The organism is Ekhidna lutea (assembly GCF_900188325.1).
Lineage (GTDB): Bacteria > Bacteroidota > Bacteroidia > Cytophagales > Cyclobacteriaceae > Ekhidna > Ekhidna lutea.
Window position 1 is genome coordinate 45597 of record NZ_FZPD01000001.1, and the last position, 23210, is coordinate 68806.

Annotated in this window: 2 protein-coding genes; one reads left to right on the forward strand and one right to left on the reverse strand. The window is 41.9% G+C overall.

Annotated elements, in window-relative coordinates:
* Window positions 1-2: 2 nt before the first annotated feature.
* On the reverse strand, window positions 3-19802 hold the full coding sequence (locus CHB71_RS00190; protein WP_089354861.1) for a LamG-like jellyroll fold domain-containing protein: 19800 nt from the start codon (window positions 19800-19802) through the stop codon (window positions 3-5).
* Between the two features lie 277 nt (window positions 19803-20079).
* On the opposite strand from CHB71_RS00190, the gene CHB71_RS00195 reads away from it, so the two are divergent.
* A complete protein-coding gene (locus CHB71_RS00195; protein WP_089354862.1) occupies window positions 20080-23187 on the forward strand; it encodes a CHAT domain-containing protein in 3108 nt (1035 codons plus the stop codon).
* Window positions 23188-23210 lie beyond the last annotated feature (23 nt).

Here is a 23210-nt window from a genome sequence, read left to right on the forward strand (position 1 = left end):
ATTTATTGGCTGACGATTATTCTGAAGCTTACTACATTATCCTGAGGGTTTTCTCTATCGTAGAACCTCAATATGTAAACTCCTTCTTCAAAGTCCTTCACGTCAATCTGTACCTGTCCATCAAATCCATTTCGAAGATCTAAAGACCACAATGTATTTCCAGTAAGATCAACAAGCTGAGCAGTAACATCACCCGACTTTAAGTGTCTGTAGGCAATATTCAAATAATCACTTGATGGGTTGGGGTATATCTTCAGATTCTTAAAGTAATCTAAAATCACTCCTAAGACTGCTTCAATAGTCACTTCAATGCCATCTTCAGAGGCAAAAGCCTGTAGTTTAAAGTCTGTATCGCTTACTCCGGCTTCTCCAACTTCAAACTCTACGAATGAGGATTCATCCAAAGGAATACCCGGATATTCGACAAAGAATCTATATGTTCCTTCTGGAAGGAACCCAAACTGGAACTCTCCATTTTCATCTGTTTCACCATAGGCAATCAATTCAAATTCATCATCATCCTGACCTGTACGTCCACCCGATCGCTTTCTTCTCAACCCGCACTTACGTTTGGCCGCTCTTCGCCTTGCATCTATTCTAGCATCATCTTCGCCAAAATCCTCTTCAATTAAAATATCCAGAGTGCCATCTCCATCTCCCTCTACAAGCTCAGGAGGAACTTCCGTCATAGTCATGGTTATTCCATCATCACTTCTGAAAAACAAGGTATCAGCCTCTCCCCACTCAAATACATCTCCATAATAGGTAGGAATATAAAGCTCTGGGTTCGAGTTCATGGCAATGATGTAATTACCTAAAACTACATCAGGGAAGGTAAACGATGGAGGAGGTGCATTTGTAACTACCTCCAATGTATCAAATCCTTTAGCTCGTCTTACCGCCTCTAACATGTAACCGTCAATCAAATCCTCCAGAGGGTCTCCCTGCTCATCAACAACAGTCACCACCATATCGGCCACTGCCCATACAATTTGTGGATCTACTTCGATTGTCAAACCTGGTACCAGGGTGCTAGTCACTTCGGTTCTGAATGTACCCATGTTATCATAGTCGATACTGATGATGAGCGCTTGTGCATCTGAGATGGCAAAGTCATCACCACTGCTAATTGTAGCGTCATTTCTGAACCATGTATATTCATTTTCGGATCCACCTATTCCCGCACCACCATCTCCTATGGATAAGGAATAACTATTAGTATACCGAACCTCAATAGGACTTCCATCGGTAGTTTCATTGTACTGTACACTTGCCTGGTCTGAGTAGTCCAGTTCAGTGATATTTAAAGCAACTACAGGCTCAAGATCATCGAACTGTAGTGCGTTTTCATTTACAAAAAGGGTTGCTAAGGAGGTGCCTGAATAATCAATCAAGCCCGTAATCTCATTGACTGAGATATCCATACCCGTCAACTCGCTTAATCCGCCATTGGTCAATGCATCTCCAACAAATGGATTAGGCATATCGCCAGCAGCTTGCGTACCACTAATATTCACTACCGCAACCCTGGTTCTGTTATCATCGAGCGTTACACCATCCCAGTCCCTCAGCCTGGCTGTCTCCCAGTTAAGCCCTTGAGGGTTAATCGCCTCATGAATTTGAACAAGTGCAAGTGAATCAGCAAGCGTTGGTAAATCAACAACTGTTTTTACAGTTCTGACATTCGAATTTGCAGATACCTGGCTTGCTGTGTTAACCAACCTCACCCGGTAATAATAGGTCGTGGAGAAGTCAAGCCCAGTTATATTCAGCGACCTATTTGTCAATGGAACGGAAACATTTTCGTACCCGGCAACAAAAGTAGAAAAATCGCTCTCCCTTGAAACATCAATTTGATAAGACTGTACATCCAATCCTTCACTCCAATTAGCCCTAAAGCTGGTAGAAGAAATTTTAGATGCTTGCAACGCTAATATTTCTTGTGTTATGACTAGTTCATCTATGGTTTGATCTGTACCGACATTGCCAACAACATCTGTAGCAGATACAGAAACATCATATGTTCCGTCAGCAAGGTCTGTAAGCGTTCCTGCTGCTAGCATCCATGTTCCATCTCCCACATTCGCTGCAGGGTTTGTTTGTCCGTCTACAGTTACTTCGATGGTAGCAGATATATCATCGATTGTGCCAGTGATTGAAGGACTGGAAAGCGATGTTCCCAAGATATCAACTTCAATAATTGGAGCGGTTTGATCAATCGTTACACTTCCGGAAGAGAAAACCGTTTGATTCCCAACCGTATCAACTGCATCCAAATAAATGGAATAGGTACCATCTCCAGCAAAGTTGACATCAGTGCCCAAATCGTACATCCAGGTACCATCTCCATTATTAGTTACACTGGCAAAGCCTGTTCCTCCATCAGTAGAAATCTGAATCACTTCACTAGGGTCACTAATTGTTCCAGTCAAATTCAGGTCATTAGTGGTCAAACCATCCTGATCAAAAGTGATGACCGGGCCGTTTTGATTAATTACAATGCTTCCAGTTGAAAGAATGGTCTGATTACCCAAAGTATCAACCACATCCAGGTAAATGTTGTAAAGTGCATCACCTACAAAGTTAGGATCAGTACTCAAGTCATAAGACCAGGTACCATCACCCTCATTTGAAACTGCTGATAATGTTGTACCTCCATCCACTGAAATTTGGATAACATCTGTTGGATCGCTTACTGTACCAGTTAGGTTGGTGTCATTGGTTGTTGCTCCATCCTGATCAAAGGTGATGGAAGGACCGGAAACATCTACAGTAAGCTCATCAGTTGTAGCATCATTACCAACATTACCCAAGATATCTGTTGCACTCACTTGAACATCATATGTATCGTCGGTCAACGGTGGATTAATTACTCCTGCTGACAAAGTCCATGTACTGTCACCATTGTTTGTAGCAGTGTATGTATTCGATACAATTATTAACTCGACGTTTGCTAAGATGTCATCAACTGTTCCTGTTAGCTCCGGACTTGATTCACTTGTCGTTAGAAAATCTATTGTAACGATTGGTGCCGTCGTATCAATTGTCAGTTCAGATGTAGTACTATCATTACCAATATTAGAAGCTGAGTCTGTAGCGATTACCTGCACATCATACACCCCGTCTGATAATGGTGGCGCAATTGTACCTTCTGAAATAGTCCAAGCTCCTGTTGTCACTACGGCAGAATACAAATTCCCATCTATAGTTACATTGACAGTTGCAAGCTCATCATCAATTGTCCCAGTGATTTCTGGACTTGTATTATTCGTCAAAAGTGAATCAACGCTTACTGAAGGCCCAGTCTGATCTATCGTTACCGTACCCGTTGAAAGTATAGTCTGATTACCCAAAGTGTCAACCACATCCAGGTAAATGTTGTAAAGGGCATCACCTACAAAGTTAGGATCCGAACTTAAGTCATATGACCATGTACCATCACCTTCATTTGAGCCTGATGATAATGTAGACCCACCATCTACAGAAATTTGGATTACATCAGTAGGATCACTTATTGTTCCTGAAAGGTTTGTGTCATTAACAGTCAAGCCATCCTGATCAAATGTGATCGAAGGGCCAGTTCCGTCAAAGTCAATTGTAAATTGTGCTGCAATTAAACTTTCATTACCGGCCAAATCCTGTGCTACAGAGTCCGCAATATCTATTGTGACTGTGCCATCTGATACCGGAACAACCTCCACTGTATAGCTTTGGCCATCTATATCTACAAAGTTTTGGGCTGTACCATTTACAACAACTAAATCAGTACTATCAAATCCAATAACCACTTCACCAAAATCGATATCTATTGGAATAGGGTTTGCGTTGGTTGGGCTTGATTCTGTGCTAGAAATTACCGGAGTTGGTGATTCCGTATCACTACTCTGAATCGTGAAAGTTTCACCATCCACAAAACCACCATCTATTTTGTTTTTAGGATCAGCAATACCAACAGTTTCTGTTGGATCTCCACTCCAAAGCACCACATTGAAAGCATTCCCCGGAGTTGCAGCAGGATCAACATCAACAGCCAGGTAGAAGTAATGTGTATCGCCATTTTGAATATCGCCACTCATTGCGAATGCCACTGTATCAGCTGCAAAATCTCCAATATTGGTTGATCCAATTAATGAAGCTCCTCCAATTCCGGTATCTGTATTAATGCTTTCATAAAGCTTCCAGCCATTGGCGCTAAAATCTGCGTTTGTTGCATTACCTCCTACCGCAACACTCATACCCTCCTTGGTTATAATGCCCCCAGCAGCGCTAATACTAAATTGGTAGATTAAGTTATCAGTCGATCCTTGATTTAGGTTCCCTCCTGTAACAGGTACCGTTGCAAATGTTGCGTCAGGAACAACCTGAGTAAGCGCTCCGGAAGCTACCCAATCACTTGTATCCATACTTTGAAGGAAGCCACTGATATTGCTTTCCGAGTAATCTGCTAGTTCAAATTCAGCTGAATGATCAAAGCGATAGTATACCATTAAATTAGGTTCGCTCCCATCCAGTGTATTGTACAAATTAGCCTGGATTTCTGCCTGGGTTAAATCACGGCTCCAAACTCGAACTTCATCAATCTGACCCTGGAAGAACTCGGTATCAAACGCCTGCCCAATTCTAAAATCACCCACACCTGCAAATGGTGTAATACTTGGATCCGCGACAGTTAATGAATCACCGTCTAAGTATAGGCCTATATTGGCGCCATCATATACAGCTGCTATGTGGTGCCAATCAGCATCTGTCACTGTTTCTACAGAAGAAACGCCATCACCGAAGAAATCTATTGACAACTGATCGCCACTTCTGAATCCAAAATGGAGATATTCCCCAGTATTTACTGGAGTCGATCCATTTGATACTACCCAATCAGGGGTTCCGGTAGTAGCTCTTGAAACCCATGCTTCAATCGTAAAAGGACTTGAAAAGTCGTGAATATCTCCAATTGATACATGATCGTCTACACCATCGAAATCTAAAGCATTTCCAGGCAGAGTTATGTTTCCTGCATATCTGGATGCTGAAAAAGCGTTTCCTCCTGTTCCTACAGCTACAACTCTCCACCAGAATGCCGTCTCAGAACTTAATGGTCCGGAATTATAAGATGAAGTATCAACGCCCAAGGAACCACTAAAAGAAGACCAAACAGCATTATCGGTTGATTGCTCAATGATGTAATCTATTTCATCAGTTGCATTATCAGTCCAGTCAAATGTGACTGATCCGTCTAGTTCTTCAATAATACTAAAATCAGAAGGTGCTAAAGGTGTAGTGCCACTTTGGATGGTAATATTATCTCCCTGTGTCAGCCCTCCATCAAATTTATTGGTATCACCAAAGCCAAACTGCTCGATATCCGGAATATCCACATTGAAAGTGCCTGGGTTGGCCAAAGCACTAATATCAGCAGTTACGTAGTAATACACAGTTGTTCCTGGAACATAGAAGTCTGTAAATAACTGACCTATTGAACCATTTGGTACTGGGTCTCCAGGGCTCCACGAGCTACTATCAATAAGCGTTGCACTTCCAAAGTCATCAATGTTGATGCTTTCAAAGAATTTGAATCCCTCTAGATCAAAGTCTGTTGAATCCGCTCCAAGAATAGTCAAAAACATTCCTTCAACAGCAGCACTCGCATTTGCAATATCTACCTGAACTTTATAAATGAGAATGTCTTGATCTCCAGCATTTACGGTGGTATCTCCAACCGGAAGCGTGGTAATAGTCACATCAGATCTCAGCACCTCAGCATCAGCGTAAAAATCATCTATGTACCCACTCTCACTGCCGAGCGCATCGTAAACAATTCTGATTGGCCCTGTGTATGGACTACCGAAGTTGTAGTTGAATTCTTTATAGGTTGTTGTATTGTTAGAGCTATCACTAGCTATTTCCTGATCGAAAGTAATTCCACCATCACTGGAGGTAAATACGTCAAAGACAAATCCATTTCCTCCTGCATTTTCGGCTCTGTAATAGAATGTAAACTGATTGACTGCATCCAGGCTTGGGGTGGTTAAATAATTGCCTGTTCCAAAGAACATCAATGCAGCATCTCCTGTACCTCCATTCGCTTTGGTTGAATCTTCAGCAGATTTCACACCTTGCCCTTCCCATAGACCGGACCCTAGGAAAAGTGCCTGATCAGTGGTTGTTGGTAAGTCTGAATTAAAGTCTTCGCCAAGTGGATTTGGTCCCGCTGGAGGATTCAAAATCGGTCCTTCTACCCAGTCTGTGTTTACATCCATAGCGTTTAAGATTCCAACATTACCATTTCCTGTCGCATCGGTTAAGGTGCTGTCACCAGGCCCATCCGTAAATGGATAGTATGCAACTAGACCTGCTTCATCACCATTTAACTCACTTACATAATGATCAACTATTTCAGTGTCAGATCGCTGATAGTCCCAAAACCTTACTTCATCTAAAACTCCTGTATAACCCCCTACAAATGGGTCTTGACCGAAACGAACGCTTCCTGTGGTCTCATCAATGGGTAGTAAAACGTTTACGTCCAGAACCGGAGATCCATCTACATAAATTTTTCCATTTGATCCATTTTGTGATACCGCCACATGATGCCACTGATCATCATCAATTCCAGCGGCAATGTCAAGTGCAGTTCCACCATTTTGGAAACCTCCTGAACTATAGTATTGAAAGTAAAGCGTTCCCCCAGATTTAAAGAATGCATATCCGGTATTACCAGATACCTGCGACACAATATTCTGCTGGCCTGTAGAAGGCGTCTTAATCCATGCCTCAATCGTCCAGGCTGTATCGATATCAAATTGCGGTGCATCAGCTATTTCCACATATTGAGCAGATCCATCAAATTCAAGTGCATAATTGGTGCTGGAAACATTCGTGCTAAAATTCAATGGATTGTCTGTGTCTGCACCGGAATTATATGCTTCCTGACCAGCTGGACCATTCACCTCCAATACCGCGATCGTGTAATCCTGCCCTGAGGTTAACCCTGTAACAGATATTGAATCTCCAAACCCATTGTACACCGTATACCATGAACTATCCGCAAGATCACCACTCATAAACATGGGGTCTGCACCTAAAAACTGATTGTCTGCCGGTATAGGCATTTGCGATTCTATGCCTTCAAAAATTGCCACAATTCTTCGCTGACCATCACCATTGGTCCACGTGATGTCTGCGGTGGTTTCTGTCACATTCGACACGGAAATATTAGTTGCTTGAATGGATGATGCCGAAGGTGTATGTACAAAAGCATTCGATGAAATAAAGTTAGATGAAGCTCCATTTAATGTAAATCCATTCAATGTGCCATCAAGCGTGTTGCTTGATAGGTCTGCAACTGTTGATTCACCACTATTATTATTCCCAGCATCTCCCTGATTGAAATTATAATGAAGAACCAGATTGGTATTGTTTGGATGAGATCCAAGATCACTTGCGTATAAATGATCTCTGATTTCAACCTCGTCAATGACTGTATTCCAAATACGAACTTCGTCAATAGAGCCATCAAAAAAGTCACCATCTACAATTCCGGCATTATATGAAGATCCAATTCTGTTAAAATGATGATAAGATGCATCATAGCTGATGTTGCCTGTTATATCGAGAACACCATCAACATAAATAAGCACATCACCTGAAGTTTGATCATGTGTTGCCGCAATATGGTGCCACGTGCTATCATTAACTAAAGCGTTTCCTTGCAATGCGTTCCAGGATGAACCATCAAAGTGATTAAAAACCACTTTACCATCTGTAATTCCAAATGACAGACCAACATCATTATTCATATCTCCAATTACACTTAGCGCTGCATTACCGGTATAATTTGAGGCAGTATCGGTTGATGATGTTTGAATCCATGCCTCAAAAGTTAGTCCTGTTGGTAGTTGAGTTCTTGCAATACTTAAGAAGTCATCTGTCCCATCAAAATTCAACGCATTTTCTTGTGGTGCCCCAGCAAGTGCTCCTGAAGCAATCCAATCCGTATTCTCATCCATGTTGGTAAGTGTACCATCATTGTTACCAAATACATCTTCCAAAATGGTTGAGCCCGTACCATCGTCAAAGCGGTAGTATGCCAATAAATCTGAATAGTTTGGATGGAATAAAACAGTGTTTGCATTTGCATAAGTTGTAATTTCCGTTTGAGTTAGAGCTGCATTCCAAATCCGAACCTCATCTATTTGACCCTGAAAAAAACGCGCATTCCCATCATGATTTCCAATGATGAGATTTCGTGCATTATCGGGGATATTTCCAGCTGTACCAGCACTAGAACCGGCAACTCCATCTACATAGACAATTATGTTCGAGCCGTCCCAAACGCCTGCAACGTGTTGCCAGGTATCAGGCGTTAGCGTATTCGATGCTGTATATTGTGTGCTATTGCTCGACCTGAAAGTTAACTGAATCGTTGTTCCGATTCTTCTCAATTCCCAGCCTTCGGCCACACTTGAGGTACTTTGTGAAACGATGATGCCTTCACCTCCCTGAGCAGAAGAAGGATTGATCCAAACTTCAATTGACAAAGAGTCAATTGCATCAAAAATATCGTCAACAACTACATGATCATCCACTCCATCAAAATCCAATGCATCTCCAGGATCAGTTGTGCCCAACAATGGATATGAACTTGGCGGATTTAAAACGGCTGTTGTGACTTCTCCGCTTGGCACGTTAAATGCAAAAACTGAGTCAACCACATCACTAGTATTAAGTAATCCGGACAATCGCTCCCACCCACCAACTGCTGCTGTATCAGTAGCATCTTTTCTATATACTATTCTCCTGTTGGTATCATTACCCCCACTATAATCCATATGGAGATCTACTTTCTGACCTGCAGGAGCAAACACGCCATAGTATTTACCCTGATCAAGGTTATTAAAACCATCTGCTTGCAACTGGTTTGGATTGCCCTGAACTACATAGCCATGGATCCCTCCTGTAGCATCATCATAGTAGACATTAATATCTTCTCCGAACTGCCCGGTATTTAAAATTCCGGGAGTTCCCTGATATGAATAGATACTTCCCTGACCCTGTGGTACGCCCGAAATAACAGGTGTTGCACCAGTTACAGTCCCATCCGAATCGCCTGCAAGGTTGGCAGCAACAGATCCACTGTTTTCATCAAAACGATAATATGCAACCAAGTGGTTAAGGCTATCAAAATCCGCGTCAATTTTTTGGATCATGTGATCTCGAATGCTGTTCTGTCCTAAGGCGATATCCCAGACACGAACTTCATCTAACTGCCCGGCAAAATAATTTGGTGTGGTTGCGTGCCTAAAAGCAAGATGAAATGGAAGTGATGCCGGATTCAAATTTGCAAAGATTCCGCTTGTGTTTTCACCACTTAATAAACCATCCACATAAATTCTTAAATAGGCTGATGGCTCATACACTGCAGCAACATGATGCCATGATCCGTCATTTATCGATGCTGTACTTTGTACAGTCACTGAAGTAGTGGCTCCATTGTTTGTCACGAGTTGAATTCTTCCATCCCCTAAAATTTCTAGGTTGGAAGCTATGCCTGCAGCAGCATCACTATTTCTTCTTCCAATAACATAGCCAGTAGAAGCTGTTGTGTTGATCCAAAATTCATAGGTTAATGGCCCAGTAATTTGCAAAGAAGGGTCAGACCCCATTGCTATTAGATCACCAGAACCATTGAAGCTTAACGCATACCCGGCATCCACAGGAGTAGGGTATGGGTTTTGATCGATTGCGGTAACAAATTGGCCACTACCAGACTGTCCGTAAGCATAAATTTGATCGTCTTCAAGTCTTATACCCAATACACCACTGATGCTTGTCCACGTAGTATCAGCTCCATCAGCACGGTATAGAATCCTACGGTCAGCAGTCAATGAACCAATACTGTCAACAACATCATAGGTTTGACCAGGAGCGAAAACACCATAGTATGTCGTATCTGCTATATTATCAAATCCGGATACAACGTTGTTTGTTGGCGTTCCACTGACGCGATAGATGTGAAGTGGAAGGTTTGGTACACCTAGATTATCTACTCTAAATGCGTCCAAATTCCTGCCTGACCCAGCCCCGTACGAATATTCGTAGGTACTGTAATCACCTAAATGTGCTCCGGATGGCACGTATGAAGCTCCGTCAATTGTTCCATTGATGACTCCATCATAATCCAAGAGTGTTCCTAAATCACCACTATCATCCATAGGAAAATATCCAATTAGACCGGAAGAACCTCCTGTTATTTTTTGAGCCAGACTCCCTCTGATTTCTTCATCTGTTTTTGCAAAATCCCAGACACGAACCTCGTCAATCTCCCCATCAAAATAGTCTTCACCAGTATTATAACTTCTTCCGATAGCAAAGTCATTTGCGACTGAGATGATAGATCCGGTCGCTACCGGTGATTGTGCAACCTCTTCGCCATTTACATAAAGTTTGACCACATCTCCTGATGTCCAGGTCATAGCCAGGTGTGTCCACTCATTTAGCGAAATATTTGAAGCTGCATAGGTTGCAAGCTGCAAACCACCGCCTGCGTCAACAGTGGCATATAATTGAGTTTCACTATTATCCCCTGCAAAACCTATAAACAACGCTGTATTCCCTGCTTCTAAGGTCCCTTCGGAAATGATCGTCCTAATATCACTCCCGGTTACACCACCGGGGGTAACCGTATTTGGATTAATCCAGGCTTCAACCGTAATAGCTGATAACCCATCAGCAAGCTTGGTTCCTAAGTCGACAAAGTCATTACTACCATCAAAGGAAAGCGCCTCACCTGCTCCTTCTGCTGACGGGTAATTGAAAATGAAAGGTGCTGGCGTGCTAAATTCTGACGTACCATCCGTGGCATTGGTAGCTGTAGCTACTACCTGGTCTCCTCCAATGAGGGATAATGAACCAATACTCCAGGTTCCACCTGAAACTGTAGCAGATCCCAAATACTTTTCACCATGGCCTAAACTATCTGCCAGGTAAAGATCTATTACATCACCATTTGTGCCGGTTCCTGTTGCTGTACTATCAGAGGTAATTGGGTCTATTGATGGTGACACAATCCCATTGTGTGAACCATTGAGAACAATGCCAGCCGTGTTTCCATACATTTCATTTCGCTGAATTTGATTGCCAGTTGCGCTTGCATTGTCAAACAAGATTGCTTCACTAGAACTATAGGCAATTATGTTACCATCGGCTGAAACTGTATTGGAGCCAATAATATTATTTGTTGCTCCGGTAGTCAATACCCTAATTCCATTTACATTCCCAAAAGCTGCCGTGCTGTCAGAGGCTACACCGATATTATTTCGGATAATTGTACTTGAATTGGCAGCTGAAATCCGTATGCCCATATTCACACCACCGATCACATTTTGTTCAATTCGCGCAGCATTTAATGCACTAATGCTTATACCATTACCAACTCCTGGTGCTATGGTTTCATCGGCTGAAAGTCCCACAATATTTCCCTGAACCGTTACTGAATCCGCATTACTTATGCCGATTTGATGAGTTGTATTATTAGCAACCACGTTCCCTTCGTTGGCGCCCAATCCTCCGATTTGAACCTTATCGCCATTAGTACCGATGTTGATACCAATACCGTTACTAAAACCAGCTGATACACTATCCGGTAAAATCCCGAAATAGTTTGACTGAATGGTGCCTCCACCGGTGTATGTCAGCAGTTGAATACCGTTACTACTATTTCCTGTGAAGATGTTGCCTTTGCCCGGTGCGCCAAAAATGTATCCATTGGCAGATGTGCCTCCTGTATTGAACATGACTCCAACAGTAAAGTTGGTCATATGCATCCCATAAAGTGCTACATTATTATTCTTGTAATCGAGCCCACGTACCAATGTTCCGCCACCATCAACCGTTGGCATATTGGCTGTGAGAATATCCCAGCCTGGTTGAGTCGTTCCATCAATGATGGTTCCTTGGGCAGTCACATCTGGCAGTTCAGTAGCAAGGTTAATTACCCATGGGCCTCCACCTGGAATGTCGAATGTAATCGTAGTTCCGGGATTCGCATTGGCATAGTTAATTACTTCACGAAGTGAGCCCGGACCGGCATCATTGGTGTTAGTGACGCTTGAAGGTACATATGAGTAGATGGTTGAGAATTCCGAAGTTCCTGAGCTACCAGTCGCAGTAACTACCAGTGAATCACTGGCAGTAAGGGACAGACCTGTAATGCTCCAGGTATTATCACCTGCCACGACAGCACTATCTAGCAAGGACTGTCCCTGGCCATTTACATCTGAAGCATATAGATGAACGGTTTCTCCAATTACCCCGGTACCATTTACATCAGCAGCAGATATTCCACCGATAATTGCCGGAGCTATTCCTCCATTGGCTCCATTTAAAACAATTCCTGAAGTATTGTTATAAATACTATTGCTTCTAATGAAGATTTGGTTTGATTGATTTCCATCTACCAGAATTGCCTCTTCAGTGGAATGAGCAATAATGTTGCCCTGAGTGGCTGCTCCTCCAATATGGATACTGGAAATCGAAACTGAGTTATCAATCGAAATTCCTTTTCTGTTAGCAAATGGATCCGTATCAAAGTCTTCGCCGAAGGTATTGTTCCTAATGATCAAATTTGAAGCTGCCACACTAATTCTTAATCCAGCAGCTGTTACAGCATCATTGCCAGTACCTACAATATAATTGCCCAGGAATGCAGTATTTGATGAACTCTCCAGAACAAATCCATTCCTGAGTCCACCACTGTTAGCAAGCTGAGTACCGGAAGCTACTAATCCAACAAGGTTATTCGTTAGGGTATCAGTACCAATTCCGCCAGCTCTATAAACAGCATCATAGCCGAGATTGCCAAGGGTATTATTTGAAATCGTTGCATTGGCAATATTATTATCAATTAAAAGGCCTGATCCAGTAATGTCTCCCGCAGTTACTCCATCAAAATCAACCCCTATGAAGTTATTATTTACAACAAGGTTAGTAGCATCATCTACCCAAATGGCCTCTTCTGTCGCTCCTAGCGCCAGGTTCACAAATACGTTTTCTTCAATCGTATAATTATCAAAAACCTGTGCTGAACTCGTTTGTGTTATTGCAGCGTCTAAGAAACCATTGAATCTTAATCCTCTAACAGTTAAATCTCCTGCCCCAGCTCCCGGATTGGTCACTATCGCTTGGGCAACTGAATTAGTATTCCCATCAAGCGTCACCATGACTCCAGAAGTACGATTATAAAGTGGAGCAGTGGTACCATCTATTGTCATCCCGGTTGTTATGGTAGGAAGTGGAGTAGCCAGTTGAATAGTCCATGGACCTGCTCCGGGAAAATCAAATGTGATTGTAGTTCCCGGATTAGCGTTTGCATAAGTAATTGCATCACGTAGTGATCCAGTACCCGCGTCATTTGTGTTAACCACTACAGAAGGAGGGATACTAGCAGATGCAGAAAACTCTGATATGCTCAATGTATCATTAATAGCTGTTTCATCATCAACAACAACAGCAACATAATTTTTTCCCAAATCAAATGAGCCTGTCGCAGACCAGTTGCCTCCTGAAACAGAATTAGATGCATTGAGAACGAGTTGTTTTCCCTGATTTACACCGCAGGAATCCGCTTCATAAATGGAGATGTTTGAGTTGTCTTCCGCAGTAGTAGTACCTGATATAGATGAAGGCGAAACTAGTGTAATTACTGGCGCATCAATAATCGGAGTAGATGTAAAACTGATACCCCCTTTTTCATTACAAACAAACTCATTGGCAAAAACAGGAATCCCGTCCATGTGGGCGCCTAACTTCTCTATGCCATAATCTCCATTGTGCGCAATGAGGTTTGTTTCATTAGCTCCTGTTCCTCCAATGACTGAGTTGGATAGCCCACTGATATAGATACCAGAGTTAATGTTTTTCTGTGGTGTTACTTCGTCTCCTTCAAGGCCTATCACATTATCCTGAATGGTAAAGCCTCTGGTGTCAGCATTAATATAAATTCCAATACCCACCGATCCCGAGTTTTGATCAGCATAGATACCATTTCCTGAAATAAGGTTACCATTGATGGAGTTGCCTGAGCTTGATCCATCTACCAGGTTTAATACGATTCCATTGTCTTGGTTTCCGAAGGTGTTATCACTTGTGACAGTGACACCATCTCCGTCGAGGACCATGTCTCCCTGACCATTGATATCTAAACCAATGATATTGGTATTGATATCCAGATTGGTTTGATCACCTCCGATGACAATCCCATCGCTTCCGTTTGCAGAAATCGTATTCCCTGAGATTGTAATGTTGGTCCCAATACCTATTCTAACTCCATCGTTGGTATTACCCTGGGCTATTAATCCATTCGTTGTTAAACCAATGATGTTGTTGGAAACAGTTAACGTGGAACTTCCATTGCCCAGGTAAATACCGTCTGTCCCATTGTTAGAAATCGTATTCCCATCAACAAGGACGTTGCTGGCAGAATTGGCAAAAAGTATCCCATACCCGCCGTTTCCTAGTGGTGTAGAACCATCTTCTCCAACTCCAATGTAATTGTTTAGAATACTTCCTGATGAAGAGTTTCCAATATTAATCCCATCGGCATTGGTGTCCGTATTATTTCCGGAAATAATATTCCTTTCACCCGGACCAACACCTCCGACTACAAATGTGACTGCTCCTCCAATATCGACACCACCGGCTTCATTATTCATTGGGGCGTTACCTGTAGAGTCGGTACCAATTAAATTCCCCTTAATTGAAAGGTTGGTTCCTGTGATGTTTGTAGTAATTCCGTATTTGCCATTTCCAGCTCCTGAAATAATGTTTCCTTCACCAGTTAGTGAGTTACCTCCTATAATTAAGTTATTAATAGTTCCTGTTGCTGATATACCATGATGGTTATTTCCTGATGGAGTAGTTCCATTTAATGTGCCTATCCAGTTTCCTCTTATGATTGTGGAATCTGAATGTGTAATGTAGATTCCGGAAGTGCCTCCGCCATGTATGATATTACCCATTCCAGGCGCACCTATAATTGCATTATCTGCTCCATCTCCCGTTAATTCAATGGCTGCATGTGATTCCAGCCCGCTAAATCCAGTAATGATTAAACCATATATTTCGACATCAGCAGCTTCGTTAATATTCAATCCGCTTGAATTTGATCCGATACCTGAGCCATCAATGGCAACCATGTTATTCACATCACCAAAAGTCCATCCTGGTTGCGATGTTCCATCTATGATCGTCCCGGCAGCAGTGATGTCGGGTAGTGTAGTTAGTACTCCAATGGAATGAGGCCCTCCACCAGGAATGTTGAAGGTAATCGTTGTTGGTGAGTTTGCATTCGCATAGTTGATTGCAGCTCGAAGTGAACCTGGTCCTGAATCATTTGTATTAGAAACAACTCCATCTTGAACTACTGTTGAAGGATTATAAACTGGGCCATTTTGTAATAATCCATCATTGGTATTTACTGAAGCATCTAAAATATTGGTTGCTCCAGTTCCCTCATCCATCGGATAATAGGCTATAAGATCTGGTTCGTCACCCTGTAAAGGAGTGTATCTATCAGTGAAGTCTGATTTAATTGTTCCCCAAACTTTAATTTCATCCAGTGCACCGCCGATTGGTTGGCTTCCATCAATAAGGTTTCCTATGGTAATCCCATCAGTTATTGAAGATGGTGTACCTGTAAAACTCTGTGTATCTTCTAAAGTCCCGTTTACATAAAGATTTACTGTTTGGGTTGAGTAATCAAATGTGGCTGCAAGGTGATGCCAACTGCCGTCATTAACTGTTGATGTTCCTATGGCAATGGCGTTGGTAGAAGAAGCATTAACCGTTGCGAATGCATTCCCTGTATTCCCTGTCCAGTTAATTCCCAGTGACCAATATTGAGTCGCACCATCCGATTTAATGATTACTCTACCAAAGTTGGTTGTACTTGTTGTATTAATCCAGCCCTCAAGCGTAATGGAATCTCCTTGAAAATCAGCTTGATCAGCAATAGTGACATGTTGATTACCTGTGAATGATAATGTACTTCCAGCAAAAGCTTCTGTAGTCGCGAATTTTATTGCCGATTGACTGGATGCATCTTCAAATCCATTAACAGGAGTAACTCGATAATAATACGGTTGATTAACGCCTATTGCAAAGCCAACAGAATCTGTATCTGCGGGTTCGGCTGCTAAAACAGTTGTGACATTGGTGGTAAACGCATAATCATCTGCTCTTTCAATTAAATAAGAGGTTTCATTTGTAGCATTATCTATCCATTCCAGAGTGATTTCAGTTGAAGAGGTGGCATATGCTATGAAATTTGTTGGTGCGGCTGGAGTAGCCAATTGATCCCCTGAAATAATCCAAGAACTTGGTGCAGAAGTCAATGTAATTCTATCTGCTTCTCCTGTTGAGGAATATTCTAATCCGGTTGCACCGAGTGTAACCCCAACTTGTAAACTCGCAGATTGAGCAGCCCAGCCATTTAAAATAGAATCATAGTTAACAACCGATATCCCGGAATTATCAAGCATGGCAGTCATATTGGTGACTGCTGTAACGTCCCACGATCCAATATTCCAATCAAATGCAGTTGCATTGTTAAACATATTGTTGAGATCGGTTGCATTTACATCCCAGCCACTCAGGTTTTGATTGAATGAGGAGGCTCCCTGGAACATTCTTGCAATCGAACTAACGGTCGCAACATTCCATCCACTGATATTAGCGTTAAAAGCTGTGGCATCTCGAAACATTTGCTCCATGTTCGTCACCAAAGCAACATTCCATGAACTTATATCCTGATTAAATGCAAAAGCCTGATTGAACATGCCATTCATGTTCGTGACTCCAGAAACATCCCATAAGCTTATATCCTGGTTAAAAGCATTTGCATGGCTAAACGTTCGTGACATATTGGTTGCTGCGGAGGTATTCCAACCACTGATATTCTGATTAAAAGCAGGGTTTACATAAAATAGATAGCTCATGTTAGTAACGGAAGAAACATCCCAGCTAGAGATATCACCATTAAAACTTGTGCTACTAAATAAGAAGCTCATATCGGTGATGGTGCTCACGTCCCAGCCACTTAGGTCACCTGTAAACGTACCTGCAGCTCTAAACATTTGGCTCATGTTTGTTACTCCAGATAAATCAGGTATGTCAGTGGCTGCCATATCAAGATTTGTACAACCCAAAAATGCAAGTTGCATACTTGTCCAAGCTATATCACCCCACTGTTCAATGGTTTGAATTTTATCCTTATCCCCGGTATTATTGAAATAAATACGTGGGAATGCACCCCGAATAATCACCTCATAAGTGGAGCCATTTTCCATTCCGGTGATGGTATAGTCTCCTGTTCTGCCATCAATAAATCCTTCATTTGTGCCTGGATTGGTTATGTTATTCCATTCAACCGAATAATTATACCCACCGCCTGTGGTTGGAATGGTGATTTGCCCATCTGAAGTAACCCATGTTGTGACAAAACCAGCTTCGGTAGTTACATCAAAAACTGTATTTACACTTTGAACATTTGGAGATCCCTCATCGTCCTGAGCCACGATGTATACATCATAAAATGTGTTTGGTGTAAGGCCTGTTGGGCTCAATACAAAATTTGAAGAAGGAGTTGTCACTGCGATGTTTCCAGCTGCCAGCTGTCCGGTCCCCCCAAAACCAGTCCCAGCTCTTACGTCATCTACGGATGGCGGGGTAGCTCCATCAGGAACTACAACATAATAGTAAGTCCCTGGCTCATTCAATTGTACAGTAATGTCAAAGCCGGTGGTACTGATATTATCAATCAGAGGATATCCGGAAATGAAATAAGGCGCGAAAATGTCATTATCAAAAGCTGTGGAATTAATCCAGTTTGATGAAGTGGAGTTTAACGTAAAGTTATTTAGGGTTCCATTATTAGAGTTAGAAACATCTGGAAGGGATGTATTGCTGCTATTATCTGCATTTGGAACTCCCTGATTAAAGTTATAAGATGAAATCAGGTCAGAATCAGATGATACATCTAAATACGCATTGTCATGTATTTGCTGTAGGGTGCGAGCTGTGTTCCAAAATCTGACCTCATCGATGGATCCGTCAAAAAATTGGGTCGGGGTAGCAGCGTTTCTTGCTCCAATAACTATGTTTTCTGATCCTGTAACTGCAGAGCCAGATACTGATGCTGTTCCTTCAAGGTCTCCATTAACATAAAGCCTTGCTTCCGAACCGTCAAATACACATGCAATGTGATAGTATTGGTTAGCCACTACGGTAGATGTGCCAACTATGTCCATATTAAGACCTCTCAGGCCGAACCGCCACTGATTAGTAGAATTTATTCCTGTTATAAATTCAATGGATGCATTGCCAGTGTTACTCTTCGACATTATCCAACGAAAGTTTCCATCCACTACTTCCGGTCTGGCCCAGTATTCTATGGTAAAGGCACCATCATCAAGGTTTAAGGTAGCATCGTGAGTAATCGTTACATTATCATCTGTTCCATCAAAATTCAGGGCATTCTCTGTTGTAAATGCAACGGTATACTTATGCCCGTCAACAAGTGTTGTTACATCTACTCCAAAAAACTCAACAACATCTCCGATAATGCCTGTATCCATTATCACCTCCGTATATGCTCCTGAAGTTCCTGGTCTGGTAATGAGCATTGCGGAAACTACATTCGGCGGTACAGAAAGTCCCATTTCTGCAAGGTCAAATTCTAAATCTATGCTTCCGGCATTTGAGGTAGCATCAGAAATATCAATGTACCAGTCGCGGGCTAGACGCATATTATGATTTGCTGGTAAATCCGTTGTTGCAAAAGCATTTGGAGTACCGCTATGCCCCGCAATCACATAATCTCCATCATCTAAAAGAAAGGATTGATCTACCAACTTAAGTCCTGCTGAGGCACTCTCTATATGACTTGCTCCCGCATCTCTTCCTATCCCTATTACGTCAAAGTCAAAATCACCGCTAGGAACTAAGTCGCCTGCATATAAGTCATTTGATATTGGAATATCATATTTTGCGGATAGATAGTTTTCAACTATTGTTCTTTCCACAGCATTCAACTCAAAGCCGTAGTAAATAACCTCATATATATCTCCATTAAACTGTAACCCTGCATTGTCAGCTAGTGCTCCAACTGAACCGGATGTTAAAACTGTAGCCGGTGTAGCAGCGCCTCCTGTATGCGTAGAATTAGTACCGTTTATAAATATTTGAGATGTATTTAATGCTCCGCCACCAAATGGATAAATGGTTGAAAAAATGAATGGTGATGCGGCAGCAACCGTATTATCTGATGTGATGCCATCACCTTGCATCTCCACTATAAGATTATCTGAAGAGCTAACCCCTAAAGAATACCTTTGGCTGGTCACATTGGGGCCGTATGAGAAAAAATATTGCTGACTTCCGGGTGTGGATGGGTATTCAGCTACAACGAAAACAGATCGATCAGCAGAGCCAAATGCAAAGGCGTCCAATGCGAAATCCATATCATCATCGCTAAAGCTAAGATATGGTCGACCATTTTGACCGCCTATCTGAAAAGTAGGATTTGCTCCTCCAACGCTGGCGTTGTTTCCAGTGCCTGAAACATCATTCCACTGTACAACCGGATCTGTATCAACTGCGGGTGTGGTTCCTGCGTCTGAAAAGACGGCTGAATCGGCCCTTAGCCACAGGTCAGAGAATACACCTCCCGGACCACTTTGGGCAAATGAGGTACTTAAAAATGAAATGAAAATAATGACAAGAGTCGACCTGACTAAGCTGGGGAAGTTCATCTTTTTGATCAATTGGTAGTTGAATAATGGCAAATAAGGCTGTTTAAACACTAAAAAAGAATACCATAAATTGGGTATTCTACTAGCTAATTTGTGTTAAAAATACTTTCATATTCATCCAGAAACGGTCATCAAATTGTTATTTCGATTAACATTCCTAATCCAGCTACGAATAGTACAATTATGGGCACTTATATATGCTATCTTTAGGTCGAGATTGATTGTGTGATTTTTGAATCTGCCAATCCCTTGCTTAATTCGTACTAAATTCACTACCATGAGACTATTATATACCATAGCTTTAACCCTAGTTAGTGTTACCCTTTTTGCTCAATATGCCTTCGAGAGCAAAAAGGCTGAAAAGCTTTATTACAAGCTGGATGATGCTTATCTGGACTATGATTATGAAACCATTTTGGATAACGAAGCTATTGCCAAGGAGACCTTCCTCACAAAAGAAGATACGGTTGCAGCTAATATTTACAGTTATCTGGCAGAGGCATACGACTATGAATTAAGCGACTATCAAAAAGCCCTTGACTTTTATCAACTGGAGCTGAATCTAAGAAAGAAGATTGAGCCAACTAGTGATGTAAAAGATCTTCTCTACAATATGGCTACTCTCCAAACGGAGCTAGGATATTACACAGAAGCTGAGCAATTTCTTATCACTATTCAAGAGGCTGACGCTGAAGAGTTTGGAAAAGAAAGTGCCGAATATTTTGACTCATCCAGGGCTCTAATAGAGTTGTACCTGCAAACCGAGCAGGTCAACAAAGGATTAAGTGAAGCTGAGAGTATAAGAAAAGAAGTTGCAAAAAAGTCAGTAGAAGAAGGAGTTTCCTACAAATGGATTGGAGACGCCTATGCCATCGAAGGTTCCTTTAAAAAAGCAGAAAAAAATATTCTAAGAGGCCTAAGTGTGTTTGAGGAAAATGGCCTTGAAACCACTATAGAATATGTATCCACTCTCAACAGTCTGGGGGTGATCTATATGGATAAAGGGAAGCTCCCTGAAGCTGAAGAAATATTCCAGCAAGCCATTGACCTGGTGAACAGGATGCAGGGAGAAAATGATGATGTTATAGCAGGCCTTCAAAATAATCTGGCCATTGTCTATTTCAACCTTGGCGACTATGAAAGGGCTACAGCACTTCAACGAAATATCCTTGAAGAGGATAAAGACTATTATGGTGAAGATTCCTTTACCTATGGCCTAAGTCTTTTAAACCTGGGACTTACCCTTTTGTATGACGGACAGTATACAGAATCGGAAAAGCTTCACCTGGAAGCAATGCAAGTCTTTGAAACCAGTGCTGGAAAAGAAAGCATTGACTATGGTCGTGTGCAGAATAACCTCTCCCTATTAAACGCTCGCAGAGGGAGAATAGATGAAGCGATAGATTATGGTCAAAAAGCCATAAAAACGTATGAAGCAACACTTGGTGAGGATCACCCCGAAACGGCTTTTCCTTATTTTAACTTAGCCAATGCACACCTTGGCTATGAGGAAGTAGACAAAGCTAAACCACTTGCAAATCGGGCCTATGAAATACGAAAAAAAGCTTTGGGGGATCAGCATCCTTACTTTGCACGTAGTGCTAACCAATTGGCCATTGTCAATTGGAAAGAAGGAAATAATGAGGAAGCATTAAAGTTTTATCAGGAAACATTTGACAACTATTTTAACCAAATCAATACCTTTTTCCCAGTCCTTACTGAAGAAGAAAAAGCGACTTTTTACTACACCAATCTTCGTCCTGCATTTGAGCAATACGTTTCGTTCATAGAAGAAACTTCGCGAGAAGACAAAGATCTCTTGGGGGAAATTTATAATTATCAGCTGGCTCTAAAAGGACTGATCATGTATGCAACCTCTAAGGTAAGAGAGAGTATTCTTGCTAGTGGTGATGAAAACCTGATCAGTATGTTTGAGGAATGGATTAGTCAAAAAGAACAACTGGCTAAGCTATTCAGCGCTACTGATATTGAAATCGGCGTTAGAAACAAGAAAATTGATTCATTAACAGAAGCCTCGAATGTGCTTGAAGAACAACTAAGTAAATCATCGCAAGCGTTTGGAGAAAACTTTGCTAACAAGTCTGTCACATGGGAAGATATTAGAAACTCATTAGCGCCTGGAGAAGCGGCCGTTGAAATGGTCCGATACCGGGACTTTTCCACAGATTCATCCGGAGTTTTTACAGATGAAGTGTACTATGCGGCAATGATAGTCCGACATGATACAGAAGATCATCCTGAAATGGTGATCCTTCGAAACGGAGCTCAGATGGAACAAAAATTTCTTGCTAATTATCGAAATGCCATTAAGTACAAAATTTCTGAAAACTATAGCTACCGATTGTTCTGGCAACCAATTGCCCGAAGACTGGAGGGTATCAATAAAATCTATTTCGCCCCTGACGGGGTGTACAACCAAATCAGCATCTACACGCTTCAGAACCCAGGAACCAAAGATTATCTCCTAAATGAAATCGATCTTGCCCTGGTGACAAACACCAAAGACTTGCTGGAAGAAAGTCAACCGTTCGAGGACGGAGGAAGAAGCGTATTCTTTGGCTATCCTCAGTATTCAATGGGCTCCACCTTAAGTGATGATGGTAGCGCAAAAGATCGAGGAGTTAGGGGTGCAAGAGGATCTCGTGGTAAGACGAGTAAAGAAGAACTTTCGAGGGGTATTCCGAGAGGTGTACGAGGAAACCTGGTAAGATACATGCAGTCATTCAATGGATTGGGGATGCTTCCAGGCACGAAAAAAGAAGTAGAACTAATCGATAGCCTGTATGCTGTTAATGACAGGAACAGGGACACGTATTTTCTCAATGAAGCCCTTGAGGGTACAGTAAAAAGTGTTAATAATCCGAATATTCTTCACATTGCTACGCACGGATTTTTTCTGGAGCAGGACCATGATGCACAATCAGATGATGCATATGTTCAGAACCCTTTGCTAAGATCAGGACTTATTCTAGCTGGTGCCAACAACTTCATCCAGACCGGAACCATCGTTTCTGAGTCAGATGGAAATGATGGCATCCTTACCGCATTTGAAGCAATGAATATGAATCTGGATAAAACAGATGTGGTGGTACTCTCAGCTTGTGAGACAGGTTTAGGAGAAATCAAAAATGGTGAAGGGGTTTATGGACTTCAACGTGCCTTCCAAATTGCCGGTGCAGACGCGATTATCATGTCAATGTGGACGGTAGATGATGATGCAACCCAAGAGCTTATGACCACCTTCTATCGTGAGTGGCTATCACATGGGGACAAACAGCTGGCTTTCAATACCGCTCAGAAAAAATTGAGGGAAAAATATAAAAAACCTTATTACTGGGGGGCGTTTGTGATGATTGGAGAGTAACAGTATTTAAAAGTTTTAGAAAA

Excerpts from the sequence above, each read along its gene's own strand:
- CHB71_RS00195 (WP_089354862.1), top strand. The coding sequence starts at position 20,080 with ATGAGACTATTATATACCATAGCTTTAACCCTAGTTAGTGTTACCCTT.
- CHB71_RS00190 (WP_089354861.1), bottom strand. The coding sequence starts at position 19,802 with ATGAACTTCCCCAGCTTAGTCAGGTCGACTCTTGTCATTATTTTCATT.